The 17,097-nt window shown below is 63.6% G+C and carries 16 protein-coding genes and 3 pseudogenes; 7 read left to right on the plus strand and 12 right to left on the minus strand.

Features of this window, described 5'->3' with window-relative positions; genetic code table 11:
• A partial coding sequence (locus tag AC3WRI_RS31435) for a hypothetical protein (protein WP_492294842.1) occupies positions 1-218 on the minus strand: 218 nt, incomplete at its 3' end.
• A gap of 101 nt (positions 219-319) precedes the next feature.
• On the opposite strand from AC3WRI_RS31435, the pseudogene AC3WRI_RS31440 reads away from it, so the two are divergent.
• The 5 genes and pseudogenes from AC3WRI_RS31440 to AC3WRI_RS31460 form a co-directional block, all read left to right on the plus strand.
• Positions 320-813: pseudogene (locus AC3WRI_RS31440) on the plus strand (molybdopterin cofactor-binding domain-containing protein); the annotation flags it as partial.
• Positions 814-924: 111 nt separating this feature from the next.
• A complete protein-coding gene (locus tag AC3WRI_RS31445) occupies positions 925-1,785 on the plus strand; it encodes a MipA/OmpV family protein (RefSeq protein ID WP_492294817.1) in 861 nt (286 codons plus the stop codon).
• 175 nt (positions 1,786-1,960) lie between these two features.
• Positions 1,961-2,962, plus strand: coding sequence for a Bug family tripartite tricarboxylate transporter substrate binding protein (locus AC3WRI_RS31450; RefSeq protein WP_492294819.1), 1,002 nt, complete (start codon positions 1,961-1,963; stop codon positions 2,960-2,962).
• A 439-nt stretch (positions 2,963-3,401) separates the two neighbouring features.
• Positions 3,402-3,526, plus strand: a pseudogene (locus AC3WRI_RS31455) (IS5/IS1182 family transposase); the annotation flags it as partial.
• A 295-nt stretch (positions 3,527-3,821) separates the two neighbouring features.
• Positions 3,822-4,898 (plus strand): porin, encoded by a 1,077-nt coding sequence (locus AC3WRI_RS31460; RefSeq protein ID WP_492294821.1) that lies wholly within the window; start codon positions 3,822-3,824, stop codon positions 4,896-4,898.
• A 45-nt stretch (positions 4,899-4,943) separates the two neighbouring features.
• Here AC3WRI_RS31460 and AC3WRI_RS31465 read toward each other — a convergent pair whose 3' ends face one another.
• The 11 genes and pseudogenes from AC3WRI_RS31465 to AC3WRI_RS31515 all read right to left on the minus strand — a co-directional run bounded on the left by AC3WRI_RS31465 (position 4,944) and on the right by AC3WRI_RS31515 (position 15,547).
• Positions 4,944-6,080, minus strand: a complete 1,137-nt coding sequence (locus tag AC3WRI_RS31465; RefSeq protein WP_011616998.1) for a 3-deoxy-7-phosphoheptulonate synthase — start codon at positions 6,078-6,080, stop codon at positions 4,944-4,946.
• 500 nt (positions 6,081-6,580) lie between these two features.
• Positions 6,581-7,306 carry an SDR family NAD(P)-dependent oxidoreductase gene (locus AC3WRI_RS31470; RefSeq protein ID WP_492294823.1) on the minus strand — a complete coding sequence of 242 codons (726 nt, stop codon included), beginning with the start codon at positions 7,304-7,306 and terminating at the stop codon, positions 6,581-6,583.
• Between the two features lie 319 nt (positions 7,307-7,625).
• Positions 7,626-7,879, minus strand: a pseudogene (locus AC3WRI_RS31475) (hypothetical protein); the annotation flags it as partial.
• Positions 7,880-7,988: 109 nt separating this feature from the next.
• Positions 7,989-8,777: an enoyl-CoA hydratase/isomerase family protein gene (locus tag AC3WRI_RS31480; RefSeq protein WP_492294825.1), complete on the minus strand. Its 789-nt coding sequence runs from the start codon at positions 8,775-8,777 to the stop codon at positions 7,989-7,991.
• 65 nt (positions 8,778-8,842) lie between these two features.
• Complete coding sequence (locus AC3WRI_RS31485) at positions 8,843-9,877, minus strand: CaiB/BaiF CoA transferase family protein (RefSeq protein ID WP_492294827.1); 1,035 nt, start codon at positions 9,875-9,877, stop codon at positions 8,843-8,845.
• The gene (locus AC3WRI_RS31490; protein ID WP_492294829.1) at positions 9,874-11,025 is read right to left on the minus strand and encodes an acyl-CoA dehydrogenase family protein; all 1,152 of its coding nucleotides are present in this window, start codon (positions 11,023-11,025) and stop codon (positions 9,874-9,876) included. The genes AC3WRI_RS31485 and AC3WRI_RS31490 overlap by 4 nt, the downstream gene beginning before the upstream one ends.
• 11 nt (positions 11,026-11,036) lie before the next feature.
• A complete protein-coding gene (locus AC3WRI_RS31495; RefSeq protein WP_492294831.1) occupies positions 11,037-11,867 on the minus strand; it encodes an SDR family NAD(P)-dependent oxidoreductase in 831 nt (276 codons plus the stop codon).
• A gap of 36 nt (positions 11,868-11,903) precedes the next feature.
• A complete protein-coding gene (locus tag AC3WRI_RS31500; protein ID WP_276104037.1) occupies positions 11,904-12,323 on the minus strand; it encodes a MaoC family dehydratase in 420 nt (139 codons plus the stop codon).
• Between the two features lie 10 nt (positions 12,324-12,333).
• Positions 12,334-12,774, minus strand: coding sequence for a MaoC family dehydratase N-terminal domain-containing protein (locus AC3WRI_RS31505; protein WP_492294832.1), 441 nt, complete (start codon positions 12,772-12,774; stop codon positions 12,334-12,336).
• A gap of 2 nt (positions 12,775-12,776) precedes the next feature.
• Positions 12,777-13,961 carry a lipid-transfer protein gene (locus tag AC3WRI_RS31510; protein WP_492294834.1) on the minus strand — a complete coding sequence of 395 codons (1,185 nt, stop codon included), beginning with the start codon at positions 13,959-13,961 and terminating at the stop codon, positions 12,777-12,779.
• Between the two features lie 26 nt (positions 13,962-13,987).
• The gene (locus AC3WRI_RS31515) at positions 13,988-15,547 is read right to left on the minus strand and encodes a long-chain-fatty-acid--CoA ligase (protein WP_492294836.1); all 1,560 of its coding nucleotides are present in this window, start codon (positions 15,545-15,547) and stop codon (positions 13,988-13,990) included.
• Between the two features lie 189 nt (positions 15,548-15,736).
• Between AC3WRI_RS31515 and AC3WRI_RS31520 the strand changes: the two genes are divergently transcribed.
• The gene (locus AC3WRI_RS31520; RefSeq protein WP_492294838.1) at positions 15,737-16,705 is read left to right on the plus strand and encodes an AraC family transcriptional regulator; all 969 of its coding nucleotides are present in this window, start codon (positions 15,737-15,739) and stop codon (positions 16,703-16,705) included.
• A gap of 57 nt (positions 16,706-16,762) precedes the next feature.
• Positions 16,763-16,957 (plus strand): DUF1484 family protein, encoded by a 195-nt coding sequence (locus AC3WRI_RS31525; protein WP_492294840.1) that lies wholly within the window; start codon positions 16,763-16,765, stop codon positions 16,955-16,957.
• The last annotated feature ends 140 nt before the right edge of the window (positions 16,958-17,097 follow it).

Raw genomic sequence — 17,097 nt, forward strand, 5'->3', positions numbered from 1 at the left:
GCGCCCGCCGACCCGGCGGTACTGACGGCGGCCCCGGCACCGCCGCCCGCCCTGTCACGCTGCACATCAACGGCAAGCCCTGCACGCTGCAGCTGGAGCCCCGCTGCACGCTGCTTGACGCGCTGCGCGAAGTGATCCACCTGACCGGCGCCAAGAAGGGCTGCGACCGCGGCCAGTGCGGCGCGCTGCATCCGATGCAGGCCGCCTTCCTCGCGCACGACGCGCTGCAGTGCGGCTTCTGCACGCCGGGCCAGATCTGCTCTGCGGTGGGCATGCTGGCCGAGGCCCAGGCTGGTGAGGCAAGTTCGGTTCAGCCGCTGCCTCGCCGCTGTCGGGCGTGCCGGCGAAAGAAGTGGAGATCAGCGACGGCTGGCTGCAACGCCAATCCGATCCGACGCAGCGCGAATCCGTGTCCGCGCCGATCACCCGCGCAGGCGGCCACGCGATTGAAGCGCGGGCCAGCGCCAGGCCCGGCAAGGAGCGGAAGCAATACGCAATGCACGCGTTTGGCGCGGTCTTTGCAGAGGTCCACGTCGATCCCGACCTGGGCGAGATCCGCGTCCACCGCATCGTCGCCAGCTACGGCGTGGGCCGGCTGCTGAACCGCAAGACCGCGCACAGCCAGCTCAAGGGCGGCATTATCTGGGGCATCGGCATGGCGCTGCATGAGAAGACCGAGCTGGATCCCGTCACCGGGCGCGTTGCCAATGCCAACCTGGCCGAGTACCACGTGCCGGTCAATGCCGACGTCGGCACCATCGACGCCGGCGCGTACGGGACCTGCCGATTACGCTGGACAAGCTGCTGGACTGAGGCCCGCCCAGGCCCCGGGTGGTTGCGCTGGCCGCCATCCAATGGAAAGATGTCGCCCACGGGCCTCGTGCCCGCAACCCGACTGCCCGCCTGGCGGGCGTGGAGGCTGCCGTGACCGAGCTCTGCCCCAAGCGTCCGTTCTCGTGCATTGCCCTGCTGCTGGCCGCCGGCGCCGTCCTGGCCCCGGGCCTGGCCAGCGCCCAGACCCCGGCACCGCTGGCGGAATGGCAGTTCTCCGCCGGCATCCCGTTACAGAAGCTGTATGAAGACACCATCCCCGACTGGCAAGTCCGGCTCGGCGCCGCGGCCATGGTGCGGCCGCGCTACGACGGCTCGTCGGAATACATCCTCATCGGCGGGCCCAGCATCGATATCCGCTACCGCGACCTGGCCTTTGCCTCGATCGGCGAAGGGCTGGGCGTGAACCTGCTGCGGGGCAAGAACTGGCGCGCGGGGATCGCGCTGTCCTACAACCTTGGGCGGCGCGCAAAGGAGGACTCGCCGCACCTGGACGGCATGGGCAATATCAACCCGGCGCCCGAAGGCAAGCTGTTCGCTGAATACGCGGTCTCGAAGGAATTCCCGCTGGTGCTGCGCATCGACGCGCGCCGCAGCCTGGGCGGCAGCGACGGCTGGGTCGGCGATATCGGCGCCTATATGCCGCTGCCGGGCAGCTCCGAGAAATTCTTCTGGTTTGCCGGCCCCACCGTGACGCTGGCCGACTCGCGCTATATGAACGCCTGGTACGGCGTCAGCGACTCGCAGGCCCGCGCCGGACGGCCCGCCTACCATGCGCGCGGCGGCATCAAGTCCTACGGCTTCGGCGTCAGTGCGGTGTGGTATTTCAACAAGCACTGGTTTGCCACCAGCGACATCGCGATCTCGCAACTGGCCGGCGATGCGGCGGACAGCCCGATCACGCGCAAGTCGACCAACGGGGTCTTCGACCTGTCGATCAACTACGAATTCTGACGCCGATAGCGGTCCGCCCAGTGCGGCTATCGCACAGTGGATGGCCCGCGCCCGCGATTTGGGCGGTACCGCCACGGTTCTTCGGAACTGCGTCCCGCATAATTGGCCGGCCGGAATATCCGGCCGCAGCATCCCCGCCAGGGGATAGTCGAAGAAGCCAAAGAAGGAGATGTAGTTGAAGTCCAGCATCAAGCACCGCGTGGCGCGCAGCGCGCGTTTCGCCGCCATGGCCATTGCCGGCCTGGCCGCCGCCCACACCGCCCCCACTGCCCTCGCCGCCGAAGCGTGGCCGGCCAAGCCGATCAAGGTGATCGTGCCTTACACACCGGGCGGGTCCACCGACACCGTCTCGCGCGTCGTGTTCGAAAGAGTCTCGCAGCGGCTGGGCCAGCCGATCATCATCGAAAACAAGCCCGGCGCCAACAGCACCCTGGGCGTCGGCGTGGCCGCGCGCTCGGCGCCGGATGGCTACACCTTTGTGTCGGTACTTGCCGCCTACAGCGCGAACATGTCGCTGTATTCCAAGCTCAGCTACAAGCCCACGGACCTGGTGCCGGTGGCGGAAATGGCCGAGCTGCCGCTGTTCCTGTTCTCCAGCAAGAAGCTGCCGGTCAAGACCGTCGCCGAACTGGTCGACTACGGCAAGAAGCACCCCGACACGCTGACCTTTGGTTCTAGCGGCGTCGGCAGCTCCGCGCACCTGACGGGCGAGCGACTGGCGATGGAATCGAAGCTCAAGCTGACCCACGTGCCGTACAACGGCAGCGCGCCGATCCTGCCCGCGCTGGTGTCCGGCGAAGTCTCGGTCGCCTTCGACCCGCTGCTGGTGCCGATGCCGCATGTGAAATCGGGCAAGATCAATGTGCTGGCCGTGGCCTCCGCCAAGCGCTGGCCAGGCGAGCCCAACATCCCGACCATGGAAGAAGCAGGTTTCCCCGGCTTCGTGATGAGTTCCTGGACCGGGCTGATGGCGCCTGCCGGCACGCCCCAACCGATCGTGACCCGCATGGCCAGGGAAATCGCCGCGGCCACGCGCAGCCCGGAGGTCGCGAAGAAGCTGACCGATCTCGGTTTTGTGCCGGTGGGCGGTACTTCTGAAGAATTCCGCAAGCTGATCGAGCGCGATACCACGCGCTACGGGGAGATTGTTAAGGCGGGGAAAATTACGCTGGATTGAGGTTGCAGACCGCGATACAAGCCCGGGTATAAACTTGGCGAGCTACCAGGCTCGCCACGTTTTTTTGGGATGGCGACTTCCTGGTGAACGAAGGCCTCTTGTCGACCCTGAGCAGTCAGATGAGTCTCCCGAAAAATCGACGCCCAGTTTTCATTGTGGTGGTGGCGCCGGCACCAGCCCGTACCTAGACATGACATCGATAAGCTTCGAGCGGTCGAGCGGCCCGCCGGCGCTTACGATTGTTCCGACATCACGAAAATACAATCACTCGTCCGCAATGCGTGCGCAAGCGAACATCGCGTGTGGGGTGCCCATCTGCACACTCCGGGAGGCAGGCTCCAATCCAGCCTGCAATGCCTTGAGCGCCCCGCTAGTCCCCCGGCTACGGGGTGCCTTTTTGCTACAAATTCCTGAATAGCGGATCAGCGTGGAGCGCTCGACTGGCTCCACTCGTTCAGACGCCTAGAGCTTCGATACGAACGATATGTCGATGTCCTCGAACCCTCCCTGTCCCTTGCCTGTTCACTGATTTGCCGGAGCAGGCTAAAGCACTGCATGAACTGATTTCGCAACAGCTTCTTGTGAGGCCGCAGATCACGTTCCCTTCCATCACAGCGTATTCGGTGGGCATTCGCACAAAGCATCGCTCAATAGTCCATCGTATCCAGATACACAGCAATACAATTCAGCTTCAAAGTGCGTGTGCCGCGGAATGACCTGTGTCGATATGTACGCTTGTTCCGTGGCTACGCGCGGCATGGACGGGGTATGCAAGCATTGGCCGCCGGTAGTTGGTTAATCTGCGGGCACTGCATGGCAGTGCCATGCACGTCTGCCCATGAGCAAAATGAGAGGTCAGATGAAAAGGATTCTTGCGGTCGTTGCCGCATCCGTCGCAGCCAATGCCGTGTCTGCCCAGTCCGGCGTGACGCTGTTCGGTATCGCCGACGCTGGTATCGAGTTCAACAACAATGCTGGGCGCAACGGTGACAGTGTCGTGCGACTGGTTTCCGGGAACCAGTCTGGCTCGCGTTGGGGTCTGCGTGGCGTGGAGGATCTGGGCAGCGGGCTGAAGGCGGTCTTTTATCTGGAAAGCGGCTTCGACATCGATACCGGCAATTCGGCCCAGGGCGGGCGTCTGTTCGGCCGCGGCGCCTATGTGGGGCTGGATAGCCACTATGGCTCACTGCTGTTCGGGCGGCAGCAGACCGCCATGCGCGAATTCGGCAATATCTACGATCCTAATGCGATTGCTGACCGCTACGGCATCCTCTCGATTGCTCCAGAATTTGGAGCGCGCGCAGACAATGCCGTCAAATATGTCGGAAAGTTCGGGAGACTCACCGCACAGGCTTTCTACTCCTTCCAGGCTAATGGCAGCGAAGTGGCGGGCAGCAACGTATTCGGGCGCAATTTCGGCGCGTTCGTCAACTATGCCTCCGGCCCCTTCGCGCTCGGCGTGGCCTATGACGATGCGCACGTCGGCACGCCCTCAAACCAGGCGCCGGTCCTGCGACGCGTTTCCGTGGCCGGCACGTATGCGGTGAGTGATGCCAAGGTATATGTGGGCTACCGCCTGGCGAAGGCCTATGATGGGGCCATGCTGCCGGGCGCCCAGGAGGCCAATGCCGGCTCGAACCTTTACTGGCTGGGCCTGGCTTACAAGCTGACGCAGGCGTTTTCCCTGACTGGCACGGCCTACTACCAGGACTTCCGGCAGACTGGGTCTGACCCGTGGCAGTTCGTGCTGACCGGCGACTATTTGCTCAGCAAGCGCACCGACCTCTACGCGTCAGTCTCCTACGCGCTAAACAAGGATAATTCGGCACTGGGCGTCAACGGCTTCAACAGCGGCAGCGGCACGTCGGCCGTCTTCAACGTACAGCCGGGCAAGAACCAGGCGGGTGCCGTGATGGGCGTTCGCCACCGGTTCTGATGCGAATACTGGAGGCATGAAGTGACCTGACGTCTTTTCCTATGGCTACAAAGCCAACCTGCGGCGCAGGTTGACCGCCTCACTAAGCATGTCCAGCACTGCCACCGAGTCGTCCCATCCGATGCAGGCGTCCGTGATGCTCTGTCCGTATGACAACGCCGACGGACTGTGCACGCCCGGGGTGAACTTCTGCGCGCCGGGGACCAGATGGCTCTCGACCATCACCCCGAAAATGGAGTCACTGCCGCCGCTGATCTGTTGCGCCACGTCCCGCGCGACATCGACCTGCCGCAGGTGTTGCTTACTGCTGTTGGCATGGCTGCAATCCACCATCAGCGAGTTACCGAGCCCGGCCGCTTCCAGTTCCCTGCAGGCGGCCGCCACGGAATCCGCATCGTAGTTCGGGGCCTTGCCGCCGCGGAGAATGACGTGGCAGTCCGGGTTGCCCTTGGTATGCACCGTCGCCACCTGCCCGTTCTTGTGCACTCCCAGGAAGTGATGTGGACGCGATGCGGCCTGGATAGCGTCGATGGCAATCTTGATGTTGCCGTCAGTGCCATTCTTGAAGCCAATCGGTGCTGAAATGCCCGAAGCCAGCTCGCGGTGCACCTGGCTCTCGGTGGTGCGGGCACCAATCGCGCCCCAGCAGATCAGGTCACCTATGTACTGGGGCGAGATCACGTCCAGGAACTCACCGGCCGCCGGCAAACCGAGGCGATTGATATCAACCAGCAGGCTGCGCGCGATGCGCAGGCCCTCATCGATGCGATAGCTTTCGTCCAGGTAGGGGTCGTTGATCAGTCCTTTCCAGCCCACCGTGGTACGCGGCTTCTCGAAGTACACACGCATCACGATCTCCAGCGACCCGGCGTAGCGCTGCCGCTGCTCCATCAACCGCCGTGCGTACTCGAGTGCCGCCTGCGGGTCGTGGATCGAGCAAGGTCCCATGATCACAAGCAGCCGGTCATCCTTGCCGTGCAGAATGCGCGAGATTCGCTGGCGCGTCTGGGTGACCAGGGATTCGACCGGCGTGCCCCGGATCGGGAAGAAACGGATCAGGTGTTCAGGCGGAGGCAGCGGAATGATGTCTTCGACGCGGGCGTCGTCAGTCACGCCGGTGCGGTCCGGTGGCGCCTGCCAACCCTCGGCAATGGTCAACGGGGATTTCTGTGGATCATTCATGGCTAGCTCCTGGAAAACTGGGACAGGAAGACCGCCGGCGGGTGCCAGTCAGGCGCAGCAGCGGAGTCCGGGCAATATGTCGTTGCGATGCGGCAGGTAGCAATGGCGAGGGATCCTGAAGGGCGGCCCAGGCGCGCTGGTACGCGCCAGCAAACGCCGCATCCAGCCAGGACCTGGCTGTCCCCCTCCTCAGCCCTCGTCGTTATGCATCCTCCCAAGACCACTGTCGTGATTATCAGCCCGGCGCAGCGCAATGCCAACCATGGAGATTGGCGAACCGCCAATCAGCGGTCCCGGTTTTTGCGGGGGAACTACTATGTCAGGCCGCCCGCCGAATGCCCATAGCCGGGTAAGACGGCAGCCGTTCGCGCCACGAAGCTTGGCTCGAATGCCGTCTGTGTCGCGTGCTGCGATTCGCGGAAGATCAAGCCGTAGACGCCCGGGTCGGAGCGGATTATCGAATCGATCTCACGGCATGCCAACCGAAGATCCGCACTTCCTTAAAATCGCGCCCGCCCACCGGACATGTCAAAGACAGCGCCTGCATTAAAGCGGCTGGCGTCCGAACATAGCCACGCTACCAGGTGCGCAGCCTCGGCCGGATCGCCCAGGCGCCCGGCCGGGCTATCAGCAACCATGGCCGCCACCTCGTGGCTGCCGAGCCCGTGAATCATGTCGGTATCCATGGGCCCGGGCGCCACGCAATTAACGTAGATGTTGCGCTTCACCAGTTCGCGGCCGATTGCTTTGGTTAGAACGACCACGCCGCCGCTGGCCGCGGAGTATGCAGCCAGCCCGGCCAGCCCCTCCTTGCCGGCCAGCGAGCCCATATTGATGATACGGCCGCCTCCCCAGCGCAACATGTGCGGCAACATCGCCTGCACGACGTACATGGTCCCCAGGAGATTCACGGCGATGATGCGATGCCATCGTGAAGCCTCGTGATTCTCGAATGGCTGCATCGGGCCAAGGTAGCCGGCAGCGTTGACCAGGATGTCGAAGCGATATCCCGCATCGACCAGTCGCGCCAGCGCCAGCCCCACCTGCCCGGCATCGGAGACATCGACGACCTCAGTGCTGGCACCTTCCATCTGGAACGGCACGATATCCCAAGCATGCACACGCGCACCACTGTCGATCAGTTGCGCAACGATCGCCCGGCCGAGCCCCTTTGCACCGCCGGTCACCAGCGCTGCCTTCCCCGAAAGATCATAGAAATTTGACACGGCATCCCCAGCGCGCCATGGCTGCGCAGAAGCGGTAGCGCCCACGGCACACGCCGCCCCGCCTTATGACGCAGGCAACTGCCCTGAGCCTTGCCTCGTCGCGTCATCGGCGACAGGGCTTGCCATGCAGCCCACCCGCCGATCCCAACGGTACTAGCCCTCGTCAGACATGCTCTGTTCGCTTCCAGACAAATACGTGCATGGTCGAAGGCGGCCACACAGACATGGTGTTCGCCGGCCGTCAGATGTCAGCGGAGTCCCTCTCGCGGTCGTCAATCTGCGCCACCGCGAAGGCTGACGCTCAATATCGGCCCAGACCGTGACCAGCTAGCTGCCAGTCGACGTGTAGTGGCGCAGCCCGGTACACCATGCGCCGATGGCCGCCAGGAGAAAAACGAAACCCGTCGAATTCGCCGGTACGCAAAAAGGTCTGCCCAGCACGTCGAAACCGCGCCCGATGGCATCGGCGATGGCGAACATGCAGTTCACCAGCCCGTAGAACAGCGCCACTTCGCCGATGCGCCAGCCCTGCACGTCGCCGAAGCGGTCGAACAGCGCCCAGACCGCGACCAGGATGGACGTATTACGAGACGAAGCAGTTCGACCGAGGCCAAGATCAGTGAGGCAGCAGAGACCGTCAACTTTTCTAGACCAGGCAGCGAAGGTCGACGCAGCAGAAACATCAATCTCCCGTAAATCGTGGCGCACGCCGCTCTACAAAGGCACGTACGCCTTCCTGTGCATCAGCGCCACTGGCCCGGGCTGTGAGTAGCTGATGCTCAAGCGAAAGGTGTGCCTGCAAGTCACGGGCTGGCAGGCCGCTGCACAAGGTCTTGATGCCGGCCAATGACGCGGTCGCGGCCTGCGCCAGGCGCAACGCAAGATTCTCGGCCGCACCGGCAAGCTCGGCATCAGGGTGCAGCGCATCTACCACGCCATGTGCGAGGCAGCGTTGCGCGTCGATCGTTTCGCTGAGCATGAACCACTGTTGGGCCCGCACAGCGCCAACGCGGCGGGCCAGGAAGTAGGAGGCGCCGAGGTCGGGCGACAGCCCTATTGCTGCGTAGCCGGTGCGCAGTTTCACCGATTCCGCTGCAAGCACGAAGTCGGCGCACAGCGCCAGGCCGATGCCGGCCCCCCCGAGAGGCCCGTTCACTGCTGCGACGACGGGCAACGGCGCCGTCGCCAGACGGTACAACGCTGGATGCAGTGAATCGAGAATATCGTCCACGAGCGCACCCAGGGCCGGGCCAGCGGCCACGAATTCGTCAATATCCCCGCCGGCACAGAAAATGCGGCCTTCCGCCGCGAGCAACACGACGCGCGGCTGCTGCTCCAGAACACTGTCGATCGCCCCCACCAGCGCGCGGGATGCAGCGCGTGAGATGGTGTTTGCGTGCTCTTGGCGCTTCAGCACGATCCGGCCGATGTTCTCGGCTACGCCCCAGGCAATTCCATCAGATTGATGCATTGGATTGTCCATTTTTGTCCTGTATCCAGTCTGGTGAGCATTCGCACGCCAGCGCGCTTCATCAATTAGTCCACCGACAAGGGCAGAAAGCGCGGCGCAGCGGCAACTTGCAGGGCCCCATCTGCGCCAATGCCATAGATGCCACGCGCCGCATTGTGCGGGTGCGCGGCCGCCTCGGACAGGCTCAGGACAGGCGCGAAGCATGCATCGCTGCCCTCGAGTAGCGCGCACCAGTGAGCGCGCGAACGGCTGGCGAACAGCGTCGAAAATCGAGCCTTCAACGCAGGCCAGGCACGCACGTCATACTGCGCGGCCGGGTCCACATCCGCAAGGCCGAGCTTGTCCAGCAGCAGCGCGTAGAACTGGGGCTCCAGCGGGCCAAGCGTGATGAAGCCCCCGTCGGCACAGCGGTAGACATCATAGAACGGCGAGTCGTGGAACGGGCTGGGGGTCGGCCCATCCAGTTGTCCGCTGGCGCGTACCCATTGCACGATGGTGCCGAGCATCGCAAGTACATCAACGACGGCGCCGTCCACCACGCGCCCTTGGCCGCTGGCGCGCGCGTCCAACAACGAGCAAGCCATGCCAAAGGCCAACCCCAACGCGCCAGCGGCGTCGCCGACGACGGTCGGTGGCACTATGGGCGCCTGGCCGTCGCGCGCCGACAGCGAAAGCAGGCCGGTCAGTGCCACGTAATTCAAGTCGTGACCGGCGGCTTGCGCCAGGGGCCCGGATTGCCCCCATCCGGTCATGCGGCCATAAACCAGCCGAGGGTTGCACGCAGCGCAATCAGCCGGACCCAGGCCCAGCTTCTCCATCACGCCGGGACGGTTACCTTCGACCAGTGCGTCAGCCTCTGCAACCAGCGCCATCGCCTTGGCCACGTCGGCAGACTGCTTGAGGTCGAGCATCACGACGGCCTTGCCGCGCCGCAGGGGATTGTCCGCCGCACCGCCAATGCGTTCGGTCACCGCGCCCTTTTGCGGCCGCGCGATGACAGTGACCTGCGCCCCCATGTCGGCCAGCATCCGGCCGGCCAATGGGCCGGGTCCGATTCCTTCAAACTCAATGACGCGAATCCCAGTCAGCGGCTGCTTCATGCGGGCAGCCTCCGTGCAATCAGTTCCTTCATGATCTCGTTCGCACCGCCATAAATGCGCTGCACCCGCGCATCGGCGTACAGCCTCGCAATCGGGTACTCGGTCATATAGCCGTAGCCGCCGAAGAGCTGCAGGCATTCATCAGTGACCTTGCCTTGCTGCTCGGTACACCACCACTTGGCCATGTAGGCCGCCGATTCGTCGAGCTGACCATCGAGCAGACGCTGGATACAGTCATTGACGAATGTGCGCACCACATGCGCCAGCGTGGCACACTCTGCCAGCTTGAAACGCGTGTTCTGGAAGTCGTACAGCGATTGGCCGAATGCCTTGCGCTGCTGGGTGTACTCCAGCGTCAGTTCGACAGCACGCTCGATCACGGCCGCCGCGGGCACGGCGAGCAGCATGCGCTCGTAGGGAAGCTGGCTCATGAGTTGCGCGAAACCCCGTCCTTCCGTCTCGCCAAGCAGGTGGTCGGCGGGAACCCGCACGCCATCGAATGACAACTCGGCGGTATCGGAGGCGTGCTGGCCAAGCTTTTCGAGCCGGCGGCCAACGCGGAATCCCGGCAGATCCTCGGTCTCCAGCACGATCAGCGACACCCCCCGGCTACCCGCCTCACCCGTTCGTACCGCCACCACCAGCAAGTTGGCGGTGAAGCCGTTGGTAATGAAGGTCTTGGCACCGTCGATGACGTACTCGCTGCCGTCGCGGCGCGCGCGCGTGCGCAGCGCCTGAAGGTCCGAGCCGCAGCCGGGTTCGGTCATGGCGATGCCGGCCAGCATCTCGCCGCTGACCAGCTTCGGTAGCCAGCGCTGTTTCTGCTCTGGCGTGCCATAGTCCAGGATGTAGTGAGTGGCGATGCTGTGGACGGCTGTGGTGGCGGGCACTTCGGCCCTGGCCAGCTCGTCCTGCACCACCAGTTGGTAGGCCAGGCTCGCGCCGGCGCCACCATAGGCTTCCTCGATCTCAGGCAGCAGGAAGCCCATCTGCCCGAACGCATGCCAGACTTCGCGCGGGATGTAGCCCTGGCGGCGCCATCCGTCCAGGTTCGGCGCCAGCTCGCCGGCGACGTAGCGGCGCACCTGCTCCCGGAATGCCTCGATTTCCTCATCCATCCAACGATGGCGGTACAGTTGCGGTAGCATCGCTAATCTCCTCAGATGCCGGTCAGGCCGCCGCTGCACAGAAGCGTCTGGCCACTCACGTAGTCCGATTCCGGGATGCAGAACAGGTACACGGCGCCGGCTGCTTCGTCCGGCGTGCCGCCGCGTCCCAGCGGGATGCCGCGCTCCATCGCGGCCAGCAAGTCAGGGTTCACGCCGACCTTGATCTCGCGGCCTTCGATATTGGCGGTGGATTCGCCGGCTGCACTCCCGGTCAGGCGGGTCTTGATCAGGCCATATGCCACGCAGTTCACGGTGACATTCATGCGTCCCCACTCCTTGGCGAGTGTCTGCGTCATGCCGACGATGCCGGCCTTGGCAGCGGAGTAATTTGCTTGCCCGGCATTGCCGAACAGGCCAGCGACGGACGAGATATTGACCACCTTGCGTACCGCGCGCTGGCCGGCCTCTCCTTCAGCCTTGGACAGGCCGCGGATCACGGGCTGCGCGGCACGCAGAATGCGGAACGGCGCCGTGAGGTGGCAGTCGAGCATGGCGTACCACTGCTCGTCCGTCATCTTCTGGATCACGTTGTCCCAGGTATAACCGGCGTTGTTGACGATGATGTCAAGGCTTTTGTATTCGCTCACCGCAGTACCGACGAAGCGCTCGGCGAAGTCCGGCGCGGTTACGCTGCCCACGCAGGCTATGGCCTGCCCGCCAGTGGCGCGAATGGTTTCCACCACCTCCTGGGCTGGCTCCTGGTCCAGATCATTGATAACGAGTCGGGCGCCTTCACTGGCTAGCTTGAGCGCGATGGAGCGGCCGATGCCGCGGCCGGAACCGGTAACGAGGGCAACTTTGCCTTCCAGTTTGCGAGTCATGGGTTAGTCTCCTTTTCGATTTCGTGATCTCGTGGTTCAGGGCAGCGCGACCAGCGCCTCGCCTGCAATCCTGGTTTGTCCGAACTGGTTGGCGCTCTGCACCTCGACACGCACGCAGCGCTCGCCGTTCACTTCAAGCTTTTCGACCACCCGGCCACTGCAGCAAATGGCATGGCCGAGGTGGGTAATACCCTGGAAGCGGGCATCGAACCGGCGCAGTTGCGACTGCGGCGCCCAGCCGGTCAGCAAGCGGCCCAGCCAGGCCATGCCCAGCATGCCGTGTGCGAACACGTCCGGCATCCCGGCCCGGCGCGCGTAGTCAAGGTCGATGTGGATCGGATGGTGGTCGCCGGATGCGCCGGCAAAGAGCGCCAGCATGTGGCGGTTCACGGGGGGCAGGCTCTGGGACGGCAGGATGTCGCCAACCTGCACCGAGTCAAAGCAGAGGGTTGTCATTGGGGGTCCTTCAGTTGCGTACCACGGTCAGCGAGCGCATCCGGGCCACGTGTTCGCCGCGCTGGTTGACCACTTTCGACTCGACTTCGATGAATTCCAAAGCGCCGCCTTTTTTGTCGTAGATGTCCTTGACGTGGGAGCTGACCGTCACGGTGTCGCCTGCGACGACGGGGCCAAAATACTCGAAGCTCTCCTCGCCATGCAAAACCTTGGCATGCGGTACGCCGAGCAGGTCGAGTAGACCGAACATGGCACCCGAGTCCAGCTCCGCAGCGAACAGGAATGTGGGTGGTGCCGGCAAGTCGGCATAACCGGCGTCGTGGGCGGCAGCCCGGTCGGTGTAGATCGGGTTGGTCTCGCCGATTGCCTTGGCGAAAAACTTCAGCCGACCGCGCTCGATCGGCAGCACCGAGCTGCCGACTTCATGGCCAATCCATTTCTTGTCGATCATGGTCAGATCCTCTCATACAGGGTGACGACGCACGCGCCACCGAGGCCCAGGTTGTGCTGCAGCGCCAGCCGGAGGCCCTCTACCTGCCGTGCACCGGCCTGCCCGCGCAATTGCTCGACTAGCTCCGTACATTGCGCCAGCCCGGTCGCACCCAGCGGGTGGCCCTTGGAGAGCAGCCCGCCCGACGGGTTGGTCACGATCTGGCCGCCATAGGTGTTGTCGCCATCGGACACGAACTTCTCGGCGCCACCCACCGGGCACAGCCCGAGCGCCTCATAGGTAATCAGCTCGTTGTGAGCGAAGCAATCATGCAATTCCACCACGCCGATGTCTTCCGGTCCGACGGCGGCCGCTTCATACACTTGCCGGGCCGCGTTGCGTGTCATGCTGAAGCCCACCACCTCGCGCATATCGCGCGCCTCGAAAGCAGGCGGCGTGTCGGTGGTCATGGCCTGGGCGCGGATGCGAACGCTCGCGTCCAGGCCGTGCTTCTTGGCGAATGCTTCCGAGACTAGCAGCGCTGCTGCCGCACCGCAGGTCGGTGGGCAGGCCATCAGCTTGGTCATCACGCCGGGCCAGATCATGGGCGATGCCATCACGTCGTCCTCCGTGACCACGGTCCGGAACAATGCCAGAGGATTGTTGGCTGCATGCCGGCTGGCCTTGGCGCGAATCTTGGCGAAGGTCTCGAGCCTTGTGCCGAACTCCTCCATATGCGCCAGGCCGGCGCCGCCAAAGTAGCGAAGGGCGAACGGTATCCCGGGAACGTCAATCAGTTCGGCGGTAACGGCATCGAACCGCTCGAACGGGCTCGGCCGATCGTCAAACACAGACCCCAGTGCACCGGGCGTCATCTGCTCGAAGCCGAAGGCAAGGGCGCAATCGACGGCGCCGCTAGAGACCGCCTGGCGCGCCAGGTACAACGCGGTCGACCCCGTTGAGCAATTGTTGTTGACGTTAACCACTGGGATGCCCGTCATACCAACTTCGTAGAGCCCACGCTGGCCGGCAGTGGAATCGCCGTAGACATAGCCAGCATAGGCCTGCTGAACCTTGTCGTATTCGACGCCCGCGTTGGAGAGTGCGGCGCGGATGGCTTTCGCGGCCATCACCGGGTAGGGTTCGCTGGCCCCCGGCTTGGTGAAGGGAATCATGCCGACGCCGGCTACGATCACGGATGAGGTCATGGTGGTTCCTTGCGGTTGGATTGTGGTTAGCTGACTTTGCGAATCTGGCTGTCCCAATAGGGCTTGCGCAGCTCCGTCTTCAGGATCTTGCCGGCGCCCGACAATGGCAGGCTGTCCCGGAAATGGACACTGCGCGGACACTTGTAGCCGGCGATCAGTGTCTTGCAGTGGGCAATCAGTTCTTGGGCGGTCACGGATGCATCTGGCTTGCACACCACGACGGCGTGGACGGCTTCGCCCCACGCTGCGTTGGGGATGCCGATGACGGCGCAGGCAGCCACCGCGCTGTGCATGGCGATGGCGTTCTCGACCTCTGCCGAGTAGACGTTTTCGCCGCCGCTGATGATCATGTCCTTCAAGCGATCGACGATGAAGATGAAGCCGTCATTGTCCATGTAGCCGCCGTCCCCGGTGTGCATCCAGCCGTTGCGTAGGGCTTCCGCCGTCTGTTCGGGCTTGTTCCAGTAGCCCTGCATCACGTTCGGGCCACGCACGATGACCTCGCCGACGGTGCCGCGCGGAACTTCCCGATCCTCCGGGTCCACGATCCGCACTTCGGTGCAATAGCTGGCGCGGCCGGCTGAGCGCGACTTGCCGAGCTCGCGAGCTTCGGGCGTGTGATAAGAGGAGGGAACAATGGTCGCCAGCGGCGACAATTCGGTCATCCCGTACGCTTGCACGAAGCTCACCCCGGGCAGTGCCGTCATCGCGCGTTCGAGCACCGCCTCGGAAATCGGTGAAGCTCCGTAGATGATGGTATGGAGTGCGCTCAGGTCGCGCGGCTGCCGCATCGCCGGGTGGTCGACCAGCATCTGGATCATGGTCGGCACCAGAAGCAGGTGTGTCACACGGTCGCGCTCCAGCGTATCGAGCACCAGTTCCGGTGAGAACGCCGCGATCACGGAGTGCGTGTTGCCTTCGATCCAGTGTGGCATCGCCAGACCCATGTCGGCGAGGTGGAACATCGGCGCGGCATGCAAATATGTGCCGCCAGGGGTAGCCATCCCTTCCGCACGCAAAGCCAGGCCGGAGCTAACGAGATTGCCATGGCTCAGCATGACGCCCTTGGGGAAACCCGTCGTCCCGCCCGTGTAGAAAATACCGGCCAGGTCCTCATCACGGCGCACGGCATCGTCCAACGGCTGGGCCTTTGCCAGCAAGGCTTCGTATCCGTGCATGCCAGCAGGTACGTCACCCTCCCCGCAGTAGATCACTTCGCGCAACGCGGCCGCGTCGCCCCGGATCGTCTCGGCGAGCGCGCGAAAGGTCTCATCCACAATCAAGATGGTCGAACCGGAATCGTTCAGCGAGTACAGGATCTCCGAAGCGGACCAGCGCGTGTTACACGGATTTAGGACACCGCCGCCCCACGGCACCCCCATCTGATACTCAAGATAGCGGTCGGAGTTCAGGGCCAGCATGGCGACGCGATCGCCGTGCTGCATGCCAAGCCCTTGCAGCGCCCCAGCTAAGCGCGCCACACGGTCGGCGAACTGGCGGAAGGTCTGCTGCCGGTCACCGAACCGCACGGCAATATGGCCTGGCTTTTGCTGCACTGCACGATGCAACGCTTGCGTAAGGTACATAGTTGTCTCCGTCCTGCCCGCGACGATGCGGAGCAATTGCTTTGTTTGTGGGGCTCATGTTAGAAACGCACGCTTCGGCCAGCAATCGCACATTCCATCGATTGGATGGCAGAAGACCTCAATCCATGACGCCTGCCTGCAGTGACGCTTAAAGCTCCCATTACCGTTCCAGTCGCCTTTGTACGTGGCATGCTTGCCGGTGTGCAGGCACGCGGAGAACCTATCGAGAGTTTTCTGGCGGACGCCGGGATCCCGTCGGAACTGCTTGAACATGCAGGCGCCCGCATCACCGCTACCCAGTACGTGGCACTCTTTCGGCTTTTGATAGAGCGGCGTGAAGACGAGTGCCTCGGCTTTCTGTCGCGGCCGCTGAAGCCAGGCAGCTTTGCCCTGATGGCACGTTCCGCGTTGGGCGCACGTAGCCTCGACTCCGCCATCCGCCGCGTGTCGCAGACCTTCTGGTTGCTGCAGGACGATGTTGTCCTGGAGTCGCGCCGCGAGGGCGAGCTCGCCGGCGTTGGCTTGCGCTTCAGCCGCTCATTGAGCGAACAGCCGGTCTTCCTGCATGAGATGCTGGTCCGCGTTTTTTGGCGCCTTATCGCTTGGCTCGCGGGTGGCCGTTTGCCTGCTGCACGCTTTGACTTTGCTTTTGATAACCCGCCTCACGCCGGCAGCTACGGCAAGATCTTTCCGGCGCATCTGGAGTTCGGGCTGGGTCAGACAGCGTTTTGGTTCGAAGCAACATGGCTGCTCAGTCCCGTGCGACGGGACGAAGTTGCGCTGCGCGCATTCCTGGCCGATGCACAGGCCAATATCGTTGTCCCGCGAACCGACCGTGACGTGGCGAGTTCACGCGTACGCGCATATTTGCAACGTACGCAGCCCAGTTGGCCGGACCTCGGGGAGTCCGCCAGCGCATTGCACATGTCGACGGCAACCCTGCAACGGCGGTTGGCCATGGAGGGAACCTCGTTTCAAACGCTGAAGGACGAGCTGCGGCGAGATATTGCAATTGTTCGTCTCAACACCAGTTCGGTGCCACTCGCAGAATTGGCGCAGGAGTTGGGATTCGCCGATAGTGCCGCGTTCCAGCGCGCCTTCAAGGGCTGGACGGGCAGTGCGCCGGGGTCGTATCGCAAAGCTCAAATCAGCCTCTGAAGAACCAGGCTGGAATATACGGAATCCGCGTTTCCATTTGCCGGTTGGCGTGGGCCAATGCATGACCGGCAATTGGGGCAATCGGTTATCGCAGACGACATCCTGCGTGTCAGCGTCGGTCTTCAGTCCTTCCTGACCTTGCTGGACCTGCAGAGCGACACCATCCCCCAGGGCATCGGCCTCCACGCCCTGCTCTTGCCGCTCAAGCAGCAACTGGACGAGAGCGCCAACCGCCTGCAGGCGCTGGTCTGACGAGGGAGCGCTGCTGTCCCGCGCACGGATGAGCAGCGCTGAAAAGCAAACGGCGCGAGCCAGTTGAACTGCACCCCAAAAGTTGGACGTTGATCCAATCTTTGGGGTGTTTTTCATGACGAAGTACGACGAGGCGTTCA

The sequence above is a fragment of the Cupriavidus sp. FW305-27 genome (assembly GCF_058787995.1).

Bases quoted from the DNA above. Each gene is read 5' to 3' on its own strand.
- AC3WRI_RS31460 (WP_492294821.1), top strand. From the start codon at position 3,822: ATGAAAAGGATTCTTGCGGTCGTTGCCGCATCCGTCGCAGCCAATGCC.
- AC3WRI_RS31465 (WP_011616998.1), bottom strand. From the start codon at position 6,080: ATGAATGATCCACAGAAATCCCCGTTGACCATTGCCGAGGGTTGGCAG.
- AC3WRI_RS31480 (WP_492294825.1), bottom strand. From the start codon at position 8,777: ATGCATCAATCTGATGGAATTGCCTGGGGCGTAGCCGAGAACATCGGC.
- AC3WRI_RS31485 (WP_492294827.1), bottom strand. From the start codon at position 9,877: ATGAAGCAGCCGCTGACTGGGATTCGCGTCATTGAGTTTGAAGGAATC.
- AC3WRI_RS31490 (WP_492294829.1), bottom strand. From the start codon at position 11,025: ATGCTACCGCAACTGTACCGCCATCGTTGGATGGATGAGGAAATCGAG.
- AC3WRI_RS31495 (WP_492294831.1), bottom strand. From the start codon at position 11,867: ATGACTCGCAAACTGGAAGGCAAAGTTGCCCTCGTTACCGGTTCCGGC.
- AC3WRI_RS31500 (WP_276104037.1), bottom strand. From the start codon at position 12,323: ATGACAACCCTCTGCTTTGACTCGGTGCAGGTTGGCGACATCCTGCCG.
- AC3WRI_RS31505 (WP_492294832.1), bottom strand. From the start codon at position 12,774: ATGATCGACAAGAAATGGATTGGCCATGAAGTCGGCAGCTCGGTGCTG.
- AC3WRI_RS31510 (WP_492294834.1), bottom strand. From the start codon at position 13,961: ATGACCTCATCCGTGATCGTAGCCGGCGTCGGCATGATTCCCTTCACC.
- AC3WRI_RS31515 (WP_492294836.1), bottom strand. From the start codon at position 15,547: ATGTACCTTACGCAAGCGTTGCATCGTGCAGTGCAGCAAAAGCCAGGC.
- AC3WRI_RS31520 (WP_492294838.1), top strand. From the start codon at position 15,737: ATGCTTGCCGGTGTGCAGGCACGCGGAGAACCTATCGAGAGTTTTCTG.
- AC3WRI_RS31525 (WP_492294840.1), top strand. From the start codon at position 16,763: ATGCATGACCGGCAATTGGGGCAATCGGTTATCGCAGACGACATCCTG.